The organism is Methanospirillum hungatei (assembly GCF_019263745.1).
GTDB classification, from domain to species: Archaea; Halobacteriota; Methanomicrobia; order Methanomicrobiales; family Methanospirillaceae; genus Methanospirillum; species Methanospirillum purgamenti.
In genome coordinates this window covers 376,868-395,983 of the sequence record NZ_CP077107.1, presented here as the reverse complement: position 1 = coordinate 395,983, position 19,116 = coordinate 376,868, and the positions used below count along the sequence as shown (strand labels likewise).

Annotated in this window: 18 protein-coding genes; 3 read left to right on the top strand and 15 right to left on the bottom strand. The window is 38.9% G+C overall.

What is annotated here, in order from left to right; all coding sequences use genetic code 11:
* Positions 1-134: 134 nt before the first annotated feature.
* From tnpC to KSK55_RS01910, 7 genes are all read right to left on the bottom strand, one after another.
* Complete coding sequence (gene tnpC, locus KSK55_RS01940; protein ID WP_218607127.1) at positions 135-1,613, bottom strand: IS66 family transposase; 1,479 nt, start codon at positions 1,611-1,613, stop codon at positions 135-137.
* 219 nt (positions 1,614-1,832) lie between these two features.
* Positions 1,833-2,078 (bottom strand): type II toxin-antitoxin system MqsA family antitoxin, encoded by a 246-nt coding sequence (locus KSK55_RS01935; RefSeq protein WP_218607968.1) that lies wholly within the window; start codon positions 2,076-2,078, stop codon positions 1,833-1,835.
* Positions 2,079-2,462 carry a DUF4258 domain-containing protein gene (locus KSK55_RS01930; RefSeq protein ID WP_218607967.1) on the bottom strand — a complete coding sequence of 128 codons (384 nt, stop codon included), beginning with the start codon at positions 2,460-2,462 and terminating at the stop codon, positions 2,079-2,081.
* A gap of 150 nt (positions 2,463-2,612) precedes the next feature.
* On the bottom strand, positions 2,613-3,242 hold the full coding sequence (locus tag KSK55_RS01925) for a type I restriction endonuclease (protein ID WP_218607966.1): 630 nt from the start codon (positions 3,240-3,242) through the stop codon (positions 2,613-2,615).
* Between the two features lie 287 nt (positions 3,243-3,529).
* Complete coding sequence (locus KSK55_RS01920) at positions 3,530-4,138, bottom strand: transposase (RefSeq protein ID WP_218607965.1); 609 nt, start codon at positions 4,136-4,138, stop codon at positions 3,530-3,532.
* A 701-nt stretch (positions 4,139-4,839) separates the two neighbouring features.
* Entirely contained in the window at positions 4,840-5,514 is a 675-nt protein-coding gene (locus KSK55_RS01915) for a DUF4276 family protein (RefSeq protein WP_218607964.1), read from the bottom strand.
* Between the two features lie 4 nt (positions 5,515-5,518).
* Entirely contained in the window at positions 5,519-6,619 is a 1,101-nt protein-coding gene (locus tag KSK55_RS01910; protein WP_218607963.1) for an AAA family ATPase, read from the bottom strand.
* A 396-nt stretch (positions 6,620-7,015) separates the two neighbouring features.
* Between KSK55_RS01910 and KSK55_RS16650 the strand changes: the two genes are divergently transcribed.
* Positions 7,016-7,330, top strand: a complete 315-nt coding sequence (locus tag KSK55_RS16650) for a DUF2637 domain-containing protein (RefSeq protein WP_218608848.1) — start codon at positions 7,016-7,018, stop codon at positions 7,328-7,330.
* A gap of 8 nt (positions 7,331-7,338) precedes the next feature.
* Here KSK55_RS16650 and KSK55_RS01900 read toward each other — a convergent pair whose 3' ends face one another.
* The gene (locus KSK55_RS01900; RefSeq protein ID WP_218607962.1) at positions 7,339-7,941 is read right to left on the bottom strand and encodes a hypothetical protein; all 603 of its coding nucleotides are present in this window, start codon (positions 7,939-7,941) and stop codon (positions 7,339-7,341) included.
* 57 nt (positions 7,942-7,998) lie between these two features.
* Here KSK55_RS01900 and KSK55_RS01895 point away from each other — a divergent pair, with 57 nt between their 5' ends.
* Positions 7,999-8,181: a hypothetical protein gene (locus KSK55_RS01895; protein WP_218607961.1), complete on the top strand. Its 183-nt coding sequence runs from the start codon at positions 7,999-8,001 to the stop codon at positions 8,179-8,181.
* A 56-nt stretch (positions 8,182-8,237) separates the two neighbouring features.
* On the opposite strand, the gene KSK55_RS01890 is transcribed toward KSK55_RS01895, so the two are convergent.
* From KSK55_RS01890 to KSK55_RS01870, 5 genes are all read right to left on the bottom strand, one after another.
* Entirely contained in the window at positions 8,238-8,795 is a 558-nt protein-coding gene (locus tag KSK55_RS01890) for a hypothetical protein (RefSeq protein ID WP_218607960.1), read from the bottom strand.
* A gap of 29 nt (positions 8,796-8,824) precedes the next feature.
* Positions 8,825-9,328, bottom strand: coding sequence for a hypothetical protein (locus KSK55_RS01885; RefSeq protein ID WP_218607959.1), 504 nt, complete (start codon positions 9,326-9,328; stop codon positions 8,825-8,827).
* 409 nt (positions 9,329-9,737) lie between these two features.
* A complete protein-coding gene (locus KSK55_RS01880) occupies positions 9,738-11,072 on the bottom strand; it encodes a Fic family protein (RefSeq protein ID WP_218607958.1) in 1,335 nt (444 codons plus the stop codon).
* Positions 11,073-11,525: 453 nt separating this feature from the next.
* Complete coding sequence (locus KSK55_RS01875) at positions 11,526-12,833, bottom strand: condensation domain-containing protein (protein WP_218607957.1); 1,308 nt, start codon at positions 12,831-12,833, stop codon at positions 11,526-11,528.
* A gap of 120 nt (positions 12,834-12,953) precedes the next feature.
* Positions 12,954-13,952, bottom strand: coding sequence for a hypothetical protein (locus tag KSK55_RS01870; RefSeq protein ID WP_218607956.1), 999 nt, complete (start codon positions 13,950-13,952; stop codon positions 12,954-12,956).
* Positions 13,953-14,065: 113 nt separating this feature from the next.
* On the opposite strand from KSK55_RS01870, the gene KSK55_RS01865 reads away from it, so the two are divergent.
* Positions 14,066-15,334: a divalent metal cation transporter gene (locus KSK55_RS01865; RefSeq protein WP_218607955.1), complete on the top strand. Its 1,269-nt coding sequence runs from the start codon at positions 14,066-14,068 to the stop codon at positions 15,332-15,334.
* A gap of 11 nt (positions 15,335-15,345) precedes the next feature.
* Here KSK55_RS01865 and KSK55_RS01860 read toward each other — a convergent pair whose 3' ends face one another.
* The gene (locus tag KSK55_RS01860) at positions 15,346-16,656 is read right to left on the bottom strand and encodes a hybrid sensor histidine kinase/response regulator (RefSeq protein WP_218607954.1); all 1,311 of its coding nucleotides are present in this window, start codon (positions 16,654-16,656) and stop codon (positions 15,346-15,348) included.
* Between the two features lie 54 nt (positions 16,657-16,710).
* Positions 16,711-19,113 (bottom strand): hybrid sensor histidine kinase/response regulator, encoded by a 2,403-nt coding sequence (locus tag KSK55_RS01855; protein ID WP_218607953.1) that lies wholly within the window; start codon positions 19,111-19,113, stop codon positions 16,711-16,713.
* Between the last annotated feature and the right edge of the window lie 3 nt (positions 19,114-19,116).

The window sequence follows — 19,116 nt, the reverse complement described above, 5'->3', positions numbered from 1 at the left end:
GATGAGGCAGAATAGACAGGAGAAGTGCCATTCTACATATCTCATCAATCCCCCCAATTTTTTTCGCATTCAGAATTATATAAAAATATGCCATGCAATAGATAATATAAAAAAAATGTAACTATTCAGTCGGCTTAGGCTAATGCAAGATTTTGAGAGAGTAACGACTCTCCACTAATATCTTTGGTTCTATTTGGTGACCATGGAAAATTATGAAATGCTGAAACAATTCCTTCAATAACATTAATTCCATTTTTTCTTATAGTTGAGATGTAACTTCTGATCAGAGCAATCGCACTGGCTGTATCGAAGCTTCTAAATCCACCTGATATTTTCATTTTTACCTTCATCATACGAATATCTCTCTCGGCCTGATTATTGTCGAATGGAACGAGAGGATCATTTATAAATCTCAACACACTCTCTCTCCACTCTTTTAGCCTTTCGAGTAAGTTTCGTACAAATCCCTTTTTCTTCCTGCCCCTTTTTACTTCATCTACAACCGGTGGAGGATTTTCATCCAGTCCTATCTGTATCAATTCATCGTATGACTCCATCAGACTGGTACGAATGATTGGAGGAATAGGAACCCCAACTCCATGAAATATCTCTTTGTTTTCTTTTGCCCCTAATAATAACTCAATAAGATCATAAGGCCATTTTTGAGAGGTTTCTTCTTCAACCCGGATGAGTTCTCGGATAATATGAGCACAACAAAAACTGTGTTCGCAGGAATAGGAAAGATAAGGACCCCAGAAATCATGAACACTAATCCCATGAAATTCAGGAAGGATTCCAATATTATCCATTCCTTCTTTACCTCTTTTTCTCTGAAGGGAATAATGAGTTAGGTTAGGAGTACAGGTCACATGAAGCCAATGAAGTTTTCCTTCTACTCTGACTCCAGTTTCATCATTATGGATTACGGGCTCATTTTGAAGAACGTTTACAATATCATCCTTAAATGATTGTAATTTCTTCGCTAGATTGTGAGTTAAATTTACGATTGTTCCAGGACTAACAGAAAAACCGAAAAGAACTGAGCAGATTTCAGTTACTCGTTCATAAGGGATTAATTGATGATGAGAAAAATAGGTCAGATAAGATTTGACTCTGGATCCATATTGAACTGGATGTGTAACATCTTCGGGAAAATCCCCTGATGTTTTTAAACCACAATGAGGACAGCAGATAGTGAAAGACTGATGTTCTGTTATCTCGATTGTGGGAGGAGGGGGAAGATCAAAAACCTGTCTTTTTTCAATGCCGAGTATTTTTCCAGAAACAAGGCTATGTCCACATTTGGAGCATTCATGAGGTTTATGATATTCGATATGATCTGGATGAGGACTCTGCCTTAAGGTTGTCCCTTTATGGCCGGGTTGACCTCCCGGATATTTCTTTCGAGAATCTGATTTATTTCGATTCTTTTTAGCATACCCATCAGAAGATGGTGGTTTTCCGCTATTTCGACTATTGAGGTTTAGCCTGGATTCGAGTTCTTTGACTCTGGATTCTAATTGATCAATTCTTTCATGTAGGTGAACAATATATGCAATTACTTCAGGAGGACATTCAAGTATTTTGGCTTTGAGTTCTTCTGGAAAGTCCATTTGATAATTTAACGTTAATAGTCATTATAAAAAGATCTTTCGGTAAAAATGAATTTTTAGAAGAAGAGGACTAATATTAGAGTAGGTTTTCAGATGGACGGGATAAGGGCGCTGAGACCGGCTGAATAGTTACATATTTTTACTGAATTCACTATCAAATAAAAAAAATTCGATTCGAAATGCTGATTATTCGGTCATGGATTTAAAAATATGAAAAAATCAGGCAGGTAATTCGATCTCTCCTGCAGCTAGAGGGCGGACGCAGATTCTTCCGGCATGAACATCATGCATGACTTTATCGATTTTTTCTGAGGTCTCATACGAAAACCATGCTTCCCCACACCGTTCACATACAAAGGCGGGTACATCCTTAATAACGATTACCTGATCCCGAACATGGGCAATGAATTCGGTTTTTCCTTCTTTCATAGTGCCTTTGCAAAACTGACAGAGTCCAGGTTTCATTTATTGTCTCCTTATTTTATGGTGAGTCCACCGGTCATCCGGATGATATACGGTGACGATTTTAATATGATCTACACATACTGCAATAACAATATGTATTGCAGTATCGTGAATGTATCCAAGTATCAGATATGAAGGACATGGGGTATCGTCCTCATATGTTTCAATGATCTCTCCATTAGTCAGGATAGGCAATATATCCTCTGATGAAATATCCCGTTCAAACATTCTGGTTCGTGCATGAGAGGAGAAAATTATTGAGCGGGTATCAACCAATCTGTCTATTTTATCAGATAGTTCCATACTATTATCCTCTGGTTTTTCCGGACCAGAACCGGTCCCAAAGAGTGTCGATGTCAGATTTTGTTCTGGAGCAAGTCTCATGATATGTCCGTTGTGAATGTCCAAATAGGTCGTAAGTTGTCTGAATGAATTAATCGAATAATTGCCGATATTTCAGCGATTAACATCATATTGAGTTCTTCTTATGTGAACTCCCAGCATATGTGGATGTCCGAATATGTCCGAATACTTCTAACACAAATTCTGCGTTTTTGAATGCCATAACTGAAAATCATAAGAGAATTGATGATGGCCAGATATGTTCAGGTAATTATTCGGACATGGGTAATGTCCGTAATGTTTGACATTCTCAATGTTCTTGCCCCGATCAACAATATCAGTATTCACGATCACCGGAGCCTCAAACATCAAATGTTCATTCTGAAACCTGATCCGCTCCAGATCCCGTCGTGAATAAAATCCAGAGACTGTCCTGACACCAGCCCTGCTCCGGTCCCAGAACTTTATCTCTTTCCCATTGGTAAGAAAGATGAAGACATCACGCCCGGTTTGAGAACGGATATCATCAGCATATTCTTCTGCCTGTTTCTGACCGACAAGCGGATCCTTGCTGGTTCGATTAGCCTCTATGACAGCAAGAGGTGCACTGGCGGAATCAAGAAGAATATAATCTGCATACTTACTCTCGGCATCATTCTTGAGGGTTTCAGAAACCGTTCGATATTCTTTTAAGATAAAATCAGATTGCTTGGTATCAATCTCTACCCGGACAAAAGAGCGATCAGAGACATCCCACCCTTGTTCAAAAAGAAGGGGATCTATCTTTTCCTTCCTGGTGAGATACTCTGACCGATCTGACATTCCTGACAAATATCAGTCGTGCACCACTATATAAGTATCAGATTTGAATGTAGAGATACGGGTTAATTCTAGAGGTTGTCCAATGAAGGATTTTTGACTGGACAGAAAACGCTTCCAAAATTTCTCAACTGTCGAAATTTTGAGAAAGATGGGAATCTATTTTCTAATTTGTGAGTTCTTTTTTTGGATTGACTGTACTTTGTTTAGATATCCTGCTATAATTAAGAATTTATCTAAAAGAAATAAATAGCATCCGCTATTATAGAAAAAATGGTGATTTTATGGAATTAATAATATTTAGATAAATCTTGAATGTCTGCTGCGTTATTGAACATTCTTGCCAGTAATACTGTTTGATAAGCAATAAAGTTTAAAGCGATATAAAATTCTTTAGACCGGTTTTGAATCCATTTTACCCGAAAATTGAACATCCGTTTCATATGCGAATGTGTTCTTTCACAATCGCCTCTTGATTTGTATTCATTTTTGAAATCTGATTTTATTATATTCTGATTGCGTAGAAACATTCCAACTTGCCTTTCTCTGCCATTATTACTGAGAAAAAGTAGTTTATCTTCAATTGAATCACGAATATTGCCCCCTTTTTTCCACATTTTATTGAGCCAATGATCAATCCTCTCCATAGTTCCATCTTTGTTTATTACAGCATTCTCATTTGGAGCAATTAATGGTAGAATTCTAAACATTTTCCAATATCCCGTATAAATTGCAAATGAATCGTATCTACCATCGAGTTGAATGGTGGTCATACTTGGATTCATTTTAATCACCGCCTCTGCTAATGGAATTGCATATGGGGCATCATGGTCATTTCCTTCAGAGAAAATCTCAAAAAGAGGAAACTCATTCAAATGGAAGATATGCATTTTATACATTTTACATGAATAATGGGGATTGTAATCCGCAAATTGATCATACCTTGAAGCTTATATAGGGGTTGAATCGACCATACCATGTCCATTCTGAATGTTTTGAGATGTAATGGTACCATTAAGGTACATAATTTTGTAAAAAATTCTAATCCAAGACGATTATAAGCAAAATCATGAACATTACTTGCAGAAGGGATGAGAAATTCTCCATTTTCCATTTCTTGAATGCCAAGAGTAATGCAATCTTCGATAGTCAAAGATTTAACTAACCGGCGATAAGATTGTTTGCGAAATGCAAGGACTAAAAGTAGTTTAAACAATAAAATGGGAGGATATATCCACTTTCTACAATGCGCATAGTTAAGATGTTCATGCAATTCAGTTACAATTCTGAAAAAATCCATCATTGCGAGCAATTCAGTAATTGGAATAAGATTATTCAATATTGAAGGTTCGAATAAATCTTGTACTTCTTCTGAAACACAGAGCATGTGGGCCAGTTTTTTGAACTGTATTAAGGTACCGAAAAGTACGTGCAGCGATATTTAACGATCTTCAAAAAGAATAGCGAATGGTTGAAAATTTAAAAAGATTAATTCGTAGAAGGACTCATTGGACAACCTCTAATCATCAGATGACATGTAAATATTATTTGCGAAATAAATATTTTTTATTTACTGATAATGATCATGCATACCTGAGAATTAATTGAGAGGAGACAAATTCTCTATTTTTAATAGCCACTCATTGAAATGTTTACATCGTTCTCTCATTTTTGATAAAGGAATATCTTCAAAAATATGTATACCATGAAGCATTTTTTGGTAATTTGGATATAATGTTTTTAATCGCCTGGAAGGAGCAGTCACAGGGGAATCGTTAATTAACTCAGGATTCTGAAAGTGTGAGAGAATTTCTTTTAACTTTTTCTTTTGTGATATTCCGGAATAGTGAGATAAGTTATCATCTATTTTTTCAATATCACTGAAAAATAGTGCTTCAAATTCGTGAAGTTGAATATATGGAATAAAAGTGGGGATATCAATAATATCAGATAGCGATTTTTCAATCAATTCAATACGTTTATATGGATTTTTTTCATTTTTACTTAAGTCGTACCCAGGAAATGTTGAGGTTAATCCATATAGATCAAAGAAACACCCACAATAACTTTGATTACTATTAAACCTCAAAATATCTTTTTTCAATATTTCAAAGGTAGCATTTCCTACCCCTCCCTGATATTTTCGCTCTTTGATAGACGTTGTAATTTTCGTTGGAGTGATTCTGATATTTCTATCATAGAGATAAGGATTGATAACATTTTTAATGAATATTTCCTCACTATCTCCTTCGACAAATAGTAACAATTGGATCACAATATCACCAGGAGGGCCGCCCGCCAATGATGTTCTTCTCCCATAATTCTCCTAAATTATAATCTTTTAACCAGTCTTCCAATAAATCAGAACTTAAGCGATTAATTCTGGTTTGATCTCTGTCCCGATCAACAACTAAAATATCTTCGGCATCAAAATGATTTACAAGGTTCACTGACTGTGTCGATATGATTATTTGAGTGTTCAAAGCTGCATTTTTAATTAATGAAGCAAGTATTGTAATTGCTAATGGGTGTAATCCTAATTCGGGTTCGTCAATAATGATTACAGATGGTAGATACTTTTTTGGTTGCAATAACAAAGTTGTTAAACAAATAAATCGTAACGTCCCGTCAGATAAATTGTAAGCTCCAAAGGGATAATCTGAACCCTTTTCATGCCACTCCAATTTTATTACATTTTCGTTAAACGGATCCGGCCTTAAATAAAAATCATCAAAAAATGGAAATACAATACGAATTGTTTTCCGGATATTTTCATAAATCTTATTATATTGATGCTTTAATAAAAAAAGGAAGGCAGCTAAATTTTCTGCATTATAACGAAAAAAGGCATTATCATTGATGTTACCTGGCTTTTTTACTGACGCAGTGGAACTTGTATCATGAAAATGGTAAACTCTCCATTCTTTGATAGAATCAATAATATGTGAACAGACAGGGCATTGATTATTTATGGAACGCGATTTTAATAAACTCTCAATATGTCCTGATGAACCTAATAATGCATCGTAGGGTTGACCATAACCTTCCTTATGAAAATTCGCATGTTCAATTAAAAAGTAAAAAGTATCATTATTCGTACTATCAAGGACAAATGAATATGAATTTGGACCAAATGATACTTTTGAACTTATATACTCTGTATTTTTGATTCCATAATGAAGGATCGCATTTGCTCCTCCTTCTTTTCTTACATCTAGTTGTAGTCGGTTATCAATGATTGAATTTAATAATTTAAAAAAACTGATGAAATTGGTTTTCCCGGCTCCGTTTGCACCAATGAGAATATTAATGGGATTAAACTGAATTGAAATTTCTTTAATGGATTTATATCCTTTTAACTCGAGACTATGTAATGTCATTATTTATGATATCCTAATGATCCAATCCTTCCAAATTCGATTTTTAAATATTCTGAGTTCTAATCTTTTAATAGGTTCTTTTTGTTTGTAGGATTTAATAATAATTATTTTGTAGGGATTATCATTACTCTCACCCTTTCTCCTCCTTTTGCCCTTCCACAAACACATACCCGCACTCCTTACATTGATACTTCTGTCTCCTCCCCCCGGACCGGATCGCAAACCCACACTTTATTACTTTCCCGCCACACTTGGGACAGGAATCTATCCCCATACATACTTCTTCAACCGCTACACTAATGAAACGTGTCGGTTGGAAGGTCGGTAGATATTTTAATCATTAATCCCCACACATACTATCCGAACTCCCCAAGGTGATCCCATCCCTACAACTCCATCCATAAAAAAACCGAATCACTCGTCCCAGCTGCAACCGGAACCCTCACCCTGGCCGTAGCCCTCTGTTCCTTCGTCTTCTCCTTTGAGAGCCTCCGATCATCGGCAGTCGAAGCCGGATTTGATCCTCTTCTCGCCTGGTGTTGGCCGATATGTATTGATGCCCTCCTCATCTCCGGGTCGCTCATGGCCCTCCTGGGAAATAGTCCAAGGATCACCTTCAGCATTCGGGTGGATTTTTTCACCGTCGTTGATATCTTCAATATTCGGGTATTCTCACTTCAAACAACAAACATCCCCCCCAAAAATAAGTAAAAAATAATTTAACACACACAATCGTTACCAATAGCCGTACAAGGACCGGTCGGGCAGCAGATCCATCCCCTGAAATCACCGCAATAAAACCCATTCCATCTACAACCCGGAGGACAGTCTGTATTATCGGGGGCATCAAACGAACCTTCCAGATACATACCAACAGATTTCATCTTCTCTTTTTCGACGGTGTCAATCGGTATAGCATTCTTTGCAAACTCTTTGAGCATCACTCCATCATAAAATTCCAGGGAGGCTATCTGCAAGGTGAGTTCTTTATTACCATCAGATAAGGAGAGATTTGAGATCTGAACAAACGAGACCGATTCTTCATCAGGTCCGGAAAAGACAAGTGCAGCATTCATAGGGAACGAATAAAGAGATATCTGCCTGACCGGGAGTAACAGACTCTTATTTCCGTTTGCTGAAAAGATATACGGAACGATATCCTGAATCGTAATCTGCATTCCTCCATCCGCATCTTCAGTTATGGATGATTCCCCACCCTGAAGATATATTGAATACTCCGGAACCTCTTCGGCAACACAGAACCCAGTCAGAGATATTAGCAGAAAGAAGCAGGTAAACCCCGCTAGTATGCCATAATTCATGCAACTGATATTATCATAGGAGCATAAGTACTGATGGTTCAAGGGAGAAGAGTATCGATGTACAAAGATAACCTCATCAGGTTCTGGTTTTATGCCTGGAAAAAAGAAGAGGGGAGATTGTCACCGTTCATCTGCCTCGGCCTGCAAGACCGACTATCCAGAACTCTCCTTCATCATCCTGCTTATGCGAAAATATCTCATGCATTCTGCGATTATGAATATACCATATCCACAGAATAATTGTGTTCAAACAGGATATAAGAGTCAAACCTATCGATACAACCGAAAAAACACCCTCAAATATCATAATCCGCTCCAAATTCCATCTCCTCTGTCAAATTCAAATCACCCAATGCATCCGAACCATGATTCATCTCTTTCCTTCCGTCATCACTCTCAGCCCTGGACAACAGAATACCAGTCCCGTTTGCATGAACCAGGAACCGTGAATTATTACCTTGCATGAGCATAGACGAATACGAACCCTGCTGCATGAGCCCCAGCACAGTGGTCTCATATCGGCTACGTATCGTTTGATCAAATGTATCAAAGAGACAAACATTCTGATCACCGGTACTATTCGACATTGCTGTGGAGTACTCAAAAATCCCCATCGGTCCCTGTGATTTGACCATGGTATTCGTTTGAACAGTCCCGCCAGAGAGAATATCTCTGATAATCGTGGCAGTATCACTCGTGGACATTCGTTCTGACCATGTAGCATCAGGTTGTACAACCGATGATGAGACAAATGATGCACCATTGCAGGTGAGGGAAGATGTAATTGAATCTGCATAGATCAGAAGTGGTATGAAAAGAAGAACGAGGAGGAGTATTCCAGCCTTGTTCACCATTGTACCATCTTATTCGGAATTTCACATACTCAGGCAAGTGCCGGAATAGTATCTGCCCAGGTTTCAATGGTTGTCAGGATAGCATCAGACTCATAACTGGTCACTGATATCTTATCACGCTTGAAGGTGACATTATATAGTTCTCCGTTCGCAGCATGACACTTCAGGGTAATACTGAACCCGTCCTCTGAACTATCATGGGATCCAGTCCCTCCCATTGCTGTTTCGAGTGCCTCATTCGCAAGAACATTCGTGACGGTTGTGTCAAATCCGGCAGAACTCTGGGACTTTACAGAAATACGACCTATCTGCTTACCATCATTATTTTCATAAATGATTGTTCCAGAATAATATTCAGAACTCTTTGACACTGCAGGAAGGTTTTCTCCACCAGATACATACGATGTGCAGCCCCACGGATTATCCACAAGGATATCGCCGATAAGAGTGTTTAATGCTGCTTTATTTGCAAACGGAGTTGCAAGGATTCGTTCTGCTGATTTTACGGTTGATTTTGATACAAAATCTGCCATTGTTCGTTTTCTCTCCTGTCACCAGTGTGACACTTACCTATTGGGAGGGGAGGTATGAGAGGTTGAAAAGAGTTAGAAAATGAGGCCCGAATTAATAAGATATTCAGGTTTCCCACATTACAAAAGTTCCTTGTTTAAAACAGAAGGGGTAACAGGGAGGTTATTATACGTCAGATTATAATGATTCAATAGTTATGAATATCCAGGATTGGCCTTATCCTTGGGAGTATTGATAGAATTTCCTGTATTATCTGTTCATGGACCATACCTGTTTTCTGATAATTATCATCCGGATTCGTTCAATCAAAACTATTTTTGTGTATCCATGAAGTAGATGAACCAAGTTATAAGAAATCTTTCAGATAGAATTACTCACCTCGTTTTATTAAATTGTTACGGATTACCACCATTAATATTCTGGATTACCAGAATTTATCCTATCAATATATTTCAGATTTTCAAGGTCAACATAGAAATAAAACGTTTTTCCTCTTCTGACTTTAGATATCAGGTTCATATCATGCAGATGAAGTAAATCAGTTCTTGCACTCTCTCTGGCAATGACAAACTTTTCAGAAATTTGAGAAATAGTGTATTCATAATTTGGATTTTCGTTCATATCAGTTAGGATTTCAGCCTGCCTCTGTGTTAATCCTTCAATAGAACGAGAGATCATCTGAGCATTCAATTGCAATTCCTGAACTGATTCTGCATACCTGATAAATTCCTGGAATGCCAGGTTCAAACATTCAAGATTATACCGGATAAAGTAGGTCAGGTCGAGATCATCATATTCGGAATACAAATATGCGAGTGCATATTGATTTTTTGTTCGTAAAATTTCTGGGGAAATTGAAAGATATTCCATGAACCAATACCCATGAGACAAAGTATACCAGTAAAAAAGACTTCTTGCAGTTCTCCCATTCCCATCATTAAAAGGATGAATATACCCGATTAAAAAATGTAATACTATCCCTTTTATGATTGGATGAATAAATGATGAGTCGTTGGTTCTGTTGACATAATCACACACATCATCCATCAATGAGTGTATATTTTTAAAATCCGGGGGAATGTGATGAATTGTCCCATATACTGTATCCATTATCTTTATTTCATTATTATTTCGAAAAGATCCGACATCCTCATCAGGAATGGTTTCTTTTGTAACGGTTCTTTGAATTTCAAGAATAAAATCTGGTGTAAGTGGTTTATTCAGATATTTTTTAATCAGGTGCAGAGTCTCATAATTATTCATCACCATCTGTTCACCATCATTTCGAGGCATCTTTTTCTTTTCCAGCATTTCTCTTGCTTCTCTTCTAGTAGTGACAGCCCCCTCTAATAAACTAGAAGAAATAGACTCTTCAATTAAAGAATTTACAATAAACCTGCCATCTAATTTCAAATCCCGGTTATGAATTTGGATATGCCCGGACAAATATGTATCAAATCGATGAAGATTCTGAATAATTTCAGGCAATTGCGTATATCTCATCAGAATTGGCGAATATTGCAGGAGATCTGAACGCATACTCCGGAGAGTTTTCATCATTACCCAGACATTATTTCTTTCATTTCGGTCAGAGATTCGATATTTTAATTCATCCCAATAGAGGTACTTCTCATTATATTCATTAACGAGGTTTCTAAATTCTTCATTTTCATAATATTTTGTAACGATGGATGGAAGAAGCGATTGATCGATTGATTTTGGTATTTTTTCAGGTAATTTTCTCATATTTATCACTCCATTCAATGGAATCTGGTATTATTATATAGGTAAAATATACCAAAATGGGAGATCTTGGTAGATGTTAGGAAATATGAGTCGATAATATATAAATTCTACCAACATAGGAGATATTGGTAGATGTTAGTAGATAGCAAAAATGATAAAATACGAGATAACGAACGTATTATGTCTCTATCAATCTAAAATTATCAATATTCTCATATATCCATATCCTAATCAGATCATTTAGAGACAGGATACTAAAAATCCAGTCCGTCAGGTACAGCCTTATCAGTTATAAGAACCGGATAATAAATATTTCCCGATTATTTATCCATTATATCAACAATTCTGGAATCCCTTATTAATTACAGAATTCATTCAATGATGAGTTCAAAGCCCGTTTTCCTACGTTTTTATGAATGAATTAAAGATCCCTGACTCCAAAGAAAACAGATTTCAGGGAAGAAGGACATCCATGAGTTTTAGAAATTTTTCAATCGTATCTTTCGAATATGGCCCTTCTTCATAGCCTATTATGAGCGTGAGCCGGTTATTACATGTTGATGCAACAGTTAGGAAACAATACGGCCAGCTGACACAGGGAATGATCCATGCATCTGTCAGGGTGAGAACATGACTATCAATCTTCCTTTGAGGATTAAACCAATCCAAATCAATAACTCCGATGTTTGATAATACCGGATTTTTTAGACCGGTTGATTCATATTTCGAATTCATACCCTCAAAAAATGTCCGGACGGCTGAAATTCCATTTTTGTGCAGATCCTCAAACAGGGTAAAACTGGAAGGTCCAAGACCTCCTTCTTTTCGATATTTAAGTTCTGTTGTCACGTTCCCGATGATATCTGACAGACCAGCACCTTCAAAAATACGGAGTTGTATTTCAAATGCAATTGAATAATTCATTGGATAGATAATATCAGTAGCCGGGAGCAGCCGTCGCATATCAGCAGATGTTAAAATCCCCCGGAAAGAATCATAATCCTGTGGATTATCACGTATCCGTATCATTGCCAGGTAAAATACCGCAATAAGAATATCATGAACACTTGCCCCGTGAGATTTACCATATGCTTTGATGGCACTCATTCTGGTTTCTGGTAATGTCAGGTATGCAAGTTTTGGGATCCCCCGTCCGGTGTTTTCATTTGGAAATCTCCAGTTATCTTCGAATATCTGGGCATTTGCATCTGCATGTTTCAATTCCTCTTCAGTATAAGTGGCTAGCAGAGCCCGTGAGGTTCGATCATAGAGTCCCACAGGTTCTGGAATGTAATCTGGTTCTCTGGCTAACCGATGATAAAGATCGAAGAGTTCTCTGGATAGATAAAGGATAGCTCGTGCATCACAAAATCCATGATGACATGTTACGCAAATCCTATTTGAATCCTCTCCCTCTCGCTGAAACAGAGTAACCCGTATTTGTGGACCGCTATACACATCGAGGGGGAGGGGCATGTGATCAGGAGGTACCGGTTCTATTCCTGAATCAATAACAAAGGCTCGTTCCCATAAATCTTTGGGTAATTCTTCCCAGAACGGGATATCATTAATTATGGTGAATTTCGTATGAAGGTAGGGATTTGCAGCTACCAGCCGAAGGGTTGCTGTTTTTAAGCGTTCAACGGAGATTTCACCAGTACCTTGAAAGACGACATGCATTGAGGGTTCATAGAGACATTCGTATAAGACATTGAAGAGATCAAAAGCAGATGCAGGATGTCTTACTGGTGATTGGAGCATTACTACTGGTTTATTCTTCAGTGCGATTATCCTATTGTTTCCGAATGGATAATGAGTATCAAAACCCCGATGCTGAGATTATTCGAAATAACAAAATACGAATCGGATATTTTATTAAAACTATGAAGAAACAGGAAAAGACCTTATTTGAAGCTGAGGATCTCCCTTTTTTTCATAGGTTACATAGACAATCATCTTATCTGAAATTTCAGGCCAGGCATCATTATCCAAATTCGTAGATATCTGATATTCCTTCTGTTCAGTAAGATTATATCCATAAATATCCCATTTTTTATTTCTTTCATCAACCCATACAATCAAATCCCCACTCATCCGGGGAAGCCATTGCCTGGCTGGGTGATGAGTAACCGAGATCTCTTCCCCGCTTATGAGATTATGAGCATAAATATCAAAATTACCATACTTCTGTGCCTGCCAGACTACCCAACTGCCTGATATTGATGGAAACCAGTCTGCCCAGGAAGAATTTGTGATCTGAAGCTCAGTACTCGTCGGGATATGATACGCATAGATATCTCCTCGTGAAAGGGCACCATCCCGCCAGTCTTCCCAAACCACCCATTCACCATCAATATCCGGCTGCCATTGAACATCATGATCCTGGCAAATCATCTTCTCTTCTCCGGATGAAAAATTTACCAAAACAATATCCTCATTTCCATTCCGTTCGTCAACAAAAACCACATAATTTCCTGATACCCGTGGAGTAGTCTTCCTGAACAGACTCAAAGAGATTGGCTGTATCTTTCCAGTAGAAAGATTACTCATGAAAATCTGCCAGATAAGATCCTTTTTTTCCTGCCAGACCACAACATCTCCATCAATATCTGGTCTGTACCTGGTTACCTGCTCACCCTCAAATGGGTGAAAATTTCCTGATGAATAATTATATGAGACAAGATTTGCATAAGTCCAGTCGATTCGGTTTTCAAACACAATCATACCCTTATCTATTGCAGGGAAAACCGGATTTAATCCGGATATGGTGCCATTTTTCTCTCCCGATATAATGAGATGCATCCCAACTAATATCAGAATAAAGATGAGAAAACGAAAGAACAATTGAATATTCTTATTTTTTATAATGATATGAATCATCTGAACTCTGGTCTCTCATCTGATCTTTTATATTCCCAGCATCAAAAACTCACAATCCCTCATGATCATCCACTAACCACGATCTTCTTACCTGATTCGGTGTAATATTCGATATGGATAACCCGGTTCAGGAAAAAAGAGGTACATACCCCTTACCAGGACCTGGATTACTTATTGCATTATCTTCGAGTGGATGGGTTGGGCTTCTTTCTCTCATCTCATTTGGAGCTGATAGTGGATATGCATTTGTAGGAATAACATTCCTCACCCTTCTTTTCAAATATGCGCTCATTACCGGACTAGCTCGATTCACCATCGCAACAGGAACAGACATTTTCACAGGTCTTGGGACAATCCCAGGTCCGAAAAACTGGGTTATCTGGATGATGAATGGAATTTTATACATAGAAATTTTCATGCTCGGATATTCATCCCAAATAGTTGTCAGGCTGTTCAATGAATTGTTCGGGGTGAATCTCAATCCGTTTCATGTCATCATCGGTATATTTGGGCTCTTGTTTCTACTTGTTGCCCTTGATTCATACTGGTTTTTCAGAGAGATACTCATCCGTGCCATACTCTTTATTATGCTCGGATTTGGACTACTCATCCTCTCAATAACCATACCAATAGACGAACTTACTGCTGGAATCATTCCTGATTTAAATACCTATATTGGTGTATATGAAACAGGAATAATACTCAGCAGCGTTGGATCTGGATTTTCTCTCCTCTTTTATTCGGTTTGGATGGTAAGCCACCTGAGAGGAAAGGTATCAGAACAAGAAAAACCAGAAATTCTACGTCGTGCCAGAATCGATGCAGGACTTGGAATGGCAATCCTCTTTCTTCTCTGTGGACTTTTTTATTCAATAGGTTATGTATTTTTTTACGAACACGGTCTAGGAGCACCTGAACCTGACCTGACCCTTGAAGCAATATTTACAGTTATGAACCTAGGGATATATGGGAACATGATTTTTGCCGGTGTCTGCATCACTGCCTTATTTTGCAGTCTCCTTGGTGGATTATATGGACGGGCACAGGTTCTAGAAGTAACACTTCCCCGGACAATTCCTGGATTTTTCATGTCAAAAAAGAAATATCTCTGTATTGTGTTTGTTCTTGTGTTATCTGCAGTATTTTCTGACTTTTTCTTTACCCAGACGATGGTTCGGGAATTCATTGCCATCAGGATGATTCTGTTTAGTATTCTTGGAATCCTCCTCATATGGATAGATAGAAGTCTTCATGTGCAGGACCGTGGATCAGTATGGTGGTATATTATCATGGCAACCGGAACAGTTGCATCGTTCATTATCGGGATAAACCTGATAGAAAGATATATTCAGATACCGTTCTCCTTCCTTCTTAATCTATAGATACGACAAAGTCAGACAAACCTAATGGTGTCTTCAGGGCAGATGATCTCAAATTTTGCGCCTTTTGTGAATATCCCCATCTCTTGAATGGTTATACCAGTTATCGACAGGATTTCTTTCGATAAAAATAGTCCCTGTCCGGTATTTTTTCCATATTGATAGTTAAAAATCATCCCTTTTTCATTCTCAGGTATACCAGTTCCATCGTCTTCACAGATGATGGAATGAACGCCATTTATATATTCATACCTAATTTGAATCTTTGAGATAGTCTCTCCATACCGCACTGCATTTTCAATAAGATTAGAGAAAACCTTTTCTATAAGTGGATCTGCATAGATCTCTAAATTTTCAGGGATGAGGTTTTCAAGTACTACATGATGCAAGGAGGTGTGTTGTAAAGATTTATTCACAAGTTCTCGGCAATTCTGCCAAACTGGAGATTTTACACCGATTTCGGTATATTCTTTTGTAAATTTTACAGTTGTTATCGTCTGTCCCAGGATATCTGTTGCTTTATCAACATAAGACCAGGCCAGGGCAGGATCTTCATCTCTATCCAGAGAAGATAATTCCAGATACCCCTGCAGAGAATTTAACTGGTTTAAAAGGTCATGGCAGGTAATACTCGCCATAAGATAGAGCTTTTTGTTCGCATTTGCCAATGCCGTTTCAACCATTTTCCGCTCATGATTCTCTAATGAGAGTTCCTGGTTTTTCTTCTGAAGTTCTTCCAGGGTTTTCTGCATCTGGTCATTCAGATAGTGAAGTTTTTCCTGTGCAACCTGAAGATCACTATTATTTTTTACGGCCACTTCATAGGTTGACAAAAGGATATTGATGATTTGCAGCCGTGTTGCTGCTATGGTATAGGAGCGATCAGAGAAAACAACCTGCAGAGGAGTTTTGTTATTATTCGGTTCTTGTGTATTATCAGCCTGTAGAATGCTCATAATCCGAGTATAGATTACATCAGGAGTATAGGGTTTGATAATAAAGTTGTCAGCACCCGCTTCAAGCCCTTTAATGACATCAACCGGATTGAATAAATGAGTGACAAGAATTACAGGAATATTTGATGTATCCGGATTCTTTTTAATGGCTGAACAGAGTTCATACCCATCCATCTCCGGCATCATTACATCAGTCAGGATAAGATGTGGACGACTTTGCGCTATAGCCGCCAGTGCTTCTTTTCCGTTTGATGTAATAGTTACCGGGTACCCTTCTTTCTCCAGGATATACCGCAGATACTCACCCTGTGTCCTGTTATCCTCAACGACGAGAATGAACACTGATGAGTTGTTTCTCTTTTTATTCATTTCATCCTGTTTATTATATATTAATGGATTCTCCCCGGTATGAACTTTTAGTATTTATCTTAATAATCCTTTCACTGTTCGTACCAGATCATTCCTTTCAAAACTTCCTTTAAGTATGTATGCATTTGCTCCGGATGAAAGCCCATGATCGCGATCTTCCCGTGAATCTAAAGCAGTTACTAATACAACCGGGAGATGGCTGAGTCGTTCATCACTTCTGATCTTCTCGGTGAGAGTAAATCCATTCATCCTGGGCATGTCCACATCAGATACTACAAGATCTACAGGCTCCTCAAGGAGTTTGCTCAATGCTTCCATCCCGTCTCCTGCGGTGATGACATCAAATCCTGCTTTTTCCAGGGTATTTCGAAGCAATGCCCGAGAGGTTACTGAATCTTCAACAATTAAAACCCGACCTGATGTTTTCGCTCTGGTTTGATACACCGGTGCCAGTCCAGAAAGGCGTAATCCTTCCTGAATTAACTCCGGAGGATCAAGAACGAGGGCAAGTCTTCCATCACCGAGGACTGCAGCTCCGGTTATTCGTTTAATCCGTCGTAATTGGGTCCCAAGAGGACGCACTACTATCTCCTGAACCTGATGCACTTCATCTACGGCATAGGCAATTTTTCCGGCACCATATGCAACAATAACTATTGGAACTTCTTCCTGTGGATTTCCGGATCCACATCCCTGATTTCCCAATGCCTCAGAAAGCCAGACTATCGGGACCATTTCTCCTTTGTAGGTCACCATCTGCCTGACATCTTTTGACTCAACAGTATCTTTCATCACCCTGACGACCTGAAGGATCTGTTGAACTGGAATAACATAATGACAGGTTCCATTTCTGATAACAAGCCCACGAAGCGTTGCTAGCCGGATGGGAAGGATAAGAGAAAATGTTGTTCCTTTACCAAGTTCAGATGAAACCAGAACCTCCCCACCCATACGGGTAATGGTATCCTCAACAATAGCAAGACCAAGGCCACGTCCAGAGAGATCCGTGATCATAGGGCTTGTGGTAAGTCCGGATCGAAATATCAGCCATATTGCTTCATTTTCGCTCATTGACAGGGCCTCATCTTGTGTGAGAAGACCCTTACCCAAAGCGGTCTGACGGATTTTCTCCCGATCAATTCCCCGACCATCATCAGAGAGGGTGATTTCCACTTTACTGCCAGAATGGGCGGTGATTTTTATCCGAATCTGACCACGTGTCGGTTTCCTATGTTCCTGACGCTCATCAGGATATTCAATCCCATGATCAACACTATTATTTATCAGATGCATCAGAGGGACTTTGAGCATATCAAGGATACGCCGGTCCATTTCGATCTCGCCTCCCTCTGATTTTAATTCAACTTCCTTTCCAAGAGCCCGGGAATTTTGCCTGATCTGTCCGGATATCGGTGTCAGAATGCTAGAAACCGGTACTAGAACTGCGTCATGAATAAGATCAACAATCTCCGTAGTGCTCGCTTCCAGAGCTGATCTATCAAGGTCGGTTGCGTGAATGTGAGCAGCCAGGTCGTGTTGCAGATTTGTCACAAATTCGCGATCATAGGTTAAGAAATCCACAACCCGTTCAAGGAATAGTACCAGTTCAGGAGGTAGGGCGGTCCGGTTCTGACCAAAGAGGGTTTCTCTGATAAGATGCAGATCATTAAAGACCAGGCTGTGATTCCATTTCCACAGAGAAAACCGACTCATCATCTCTTCAAGTTCCTGCATCCGGTGAGTCAGGAAAAGACGAGTTGATAATAGGTCATCAGACCCGATAATAAGCCGATCCAGTTTTTTCGCGGCAATCCGAACGGTTCCTGATTCAGCCATCATATGACCATGGTACATATCATTTCCATATCCCTGGCCGTAGGAATGGAGAGCGGGTTTGACCTCAAGAAATGTACTTGGAGCAGCAAAAGCAGCAGGATCAGGATTTAGCGGGATTATTTTCTTCTTGTCCTCACTGCCAGGTTTTCTAATGAACGGAGAAATTTCAGAAAAAACATCCTCCATTGGAGGAAGAACGATATCCTCTATCCGTTCAGATGGTTTTCGCTCGGCCAGAGAGGCACGAAGACGCTGTACAATCTCAACCGGTTGAGGAGTTTTTCGTTCTCCTTCAGCTAGGAAATTCCTGATACTTTTTACCGAATCATGAAAGAGATCAAACTCTGCTGCAGATGCGATGAACTCTTCACGTTTCATCAGGGAGAAGATATTTTCAAGGTTTAAACATACCGATTCTATCTCCCGGAGATTTACCGCCCGTGCTGCTCCTTTCAGACTATGAGTTTTACGAAACACCTCTTCGATATATGAAGGATCAGGACTCTCCTTTGCTTCTTCCAGTTTGATGAGACCTTCAGTAATTCCGGTCAGTAGCTCTTCAGCATCCTCCCGGAATGTAGCCAGGAGGACGGCATAGAATTCATCGTCCGAATGAGTCATTGG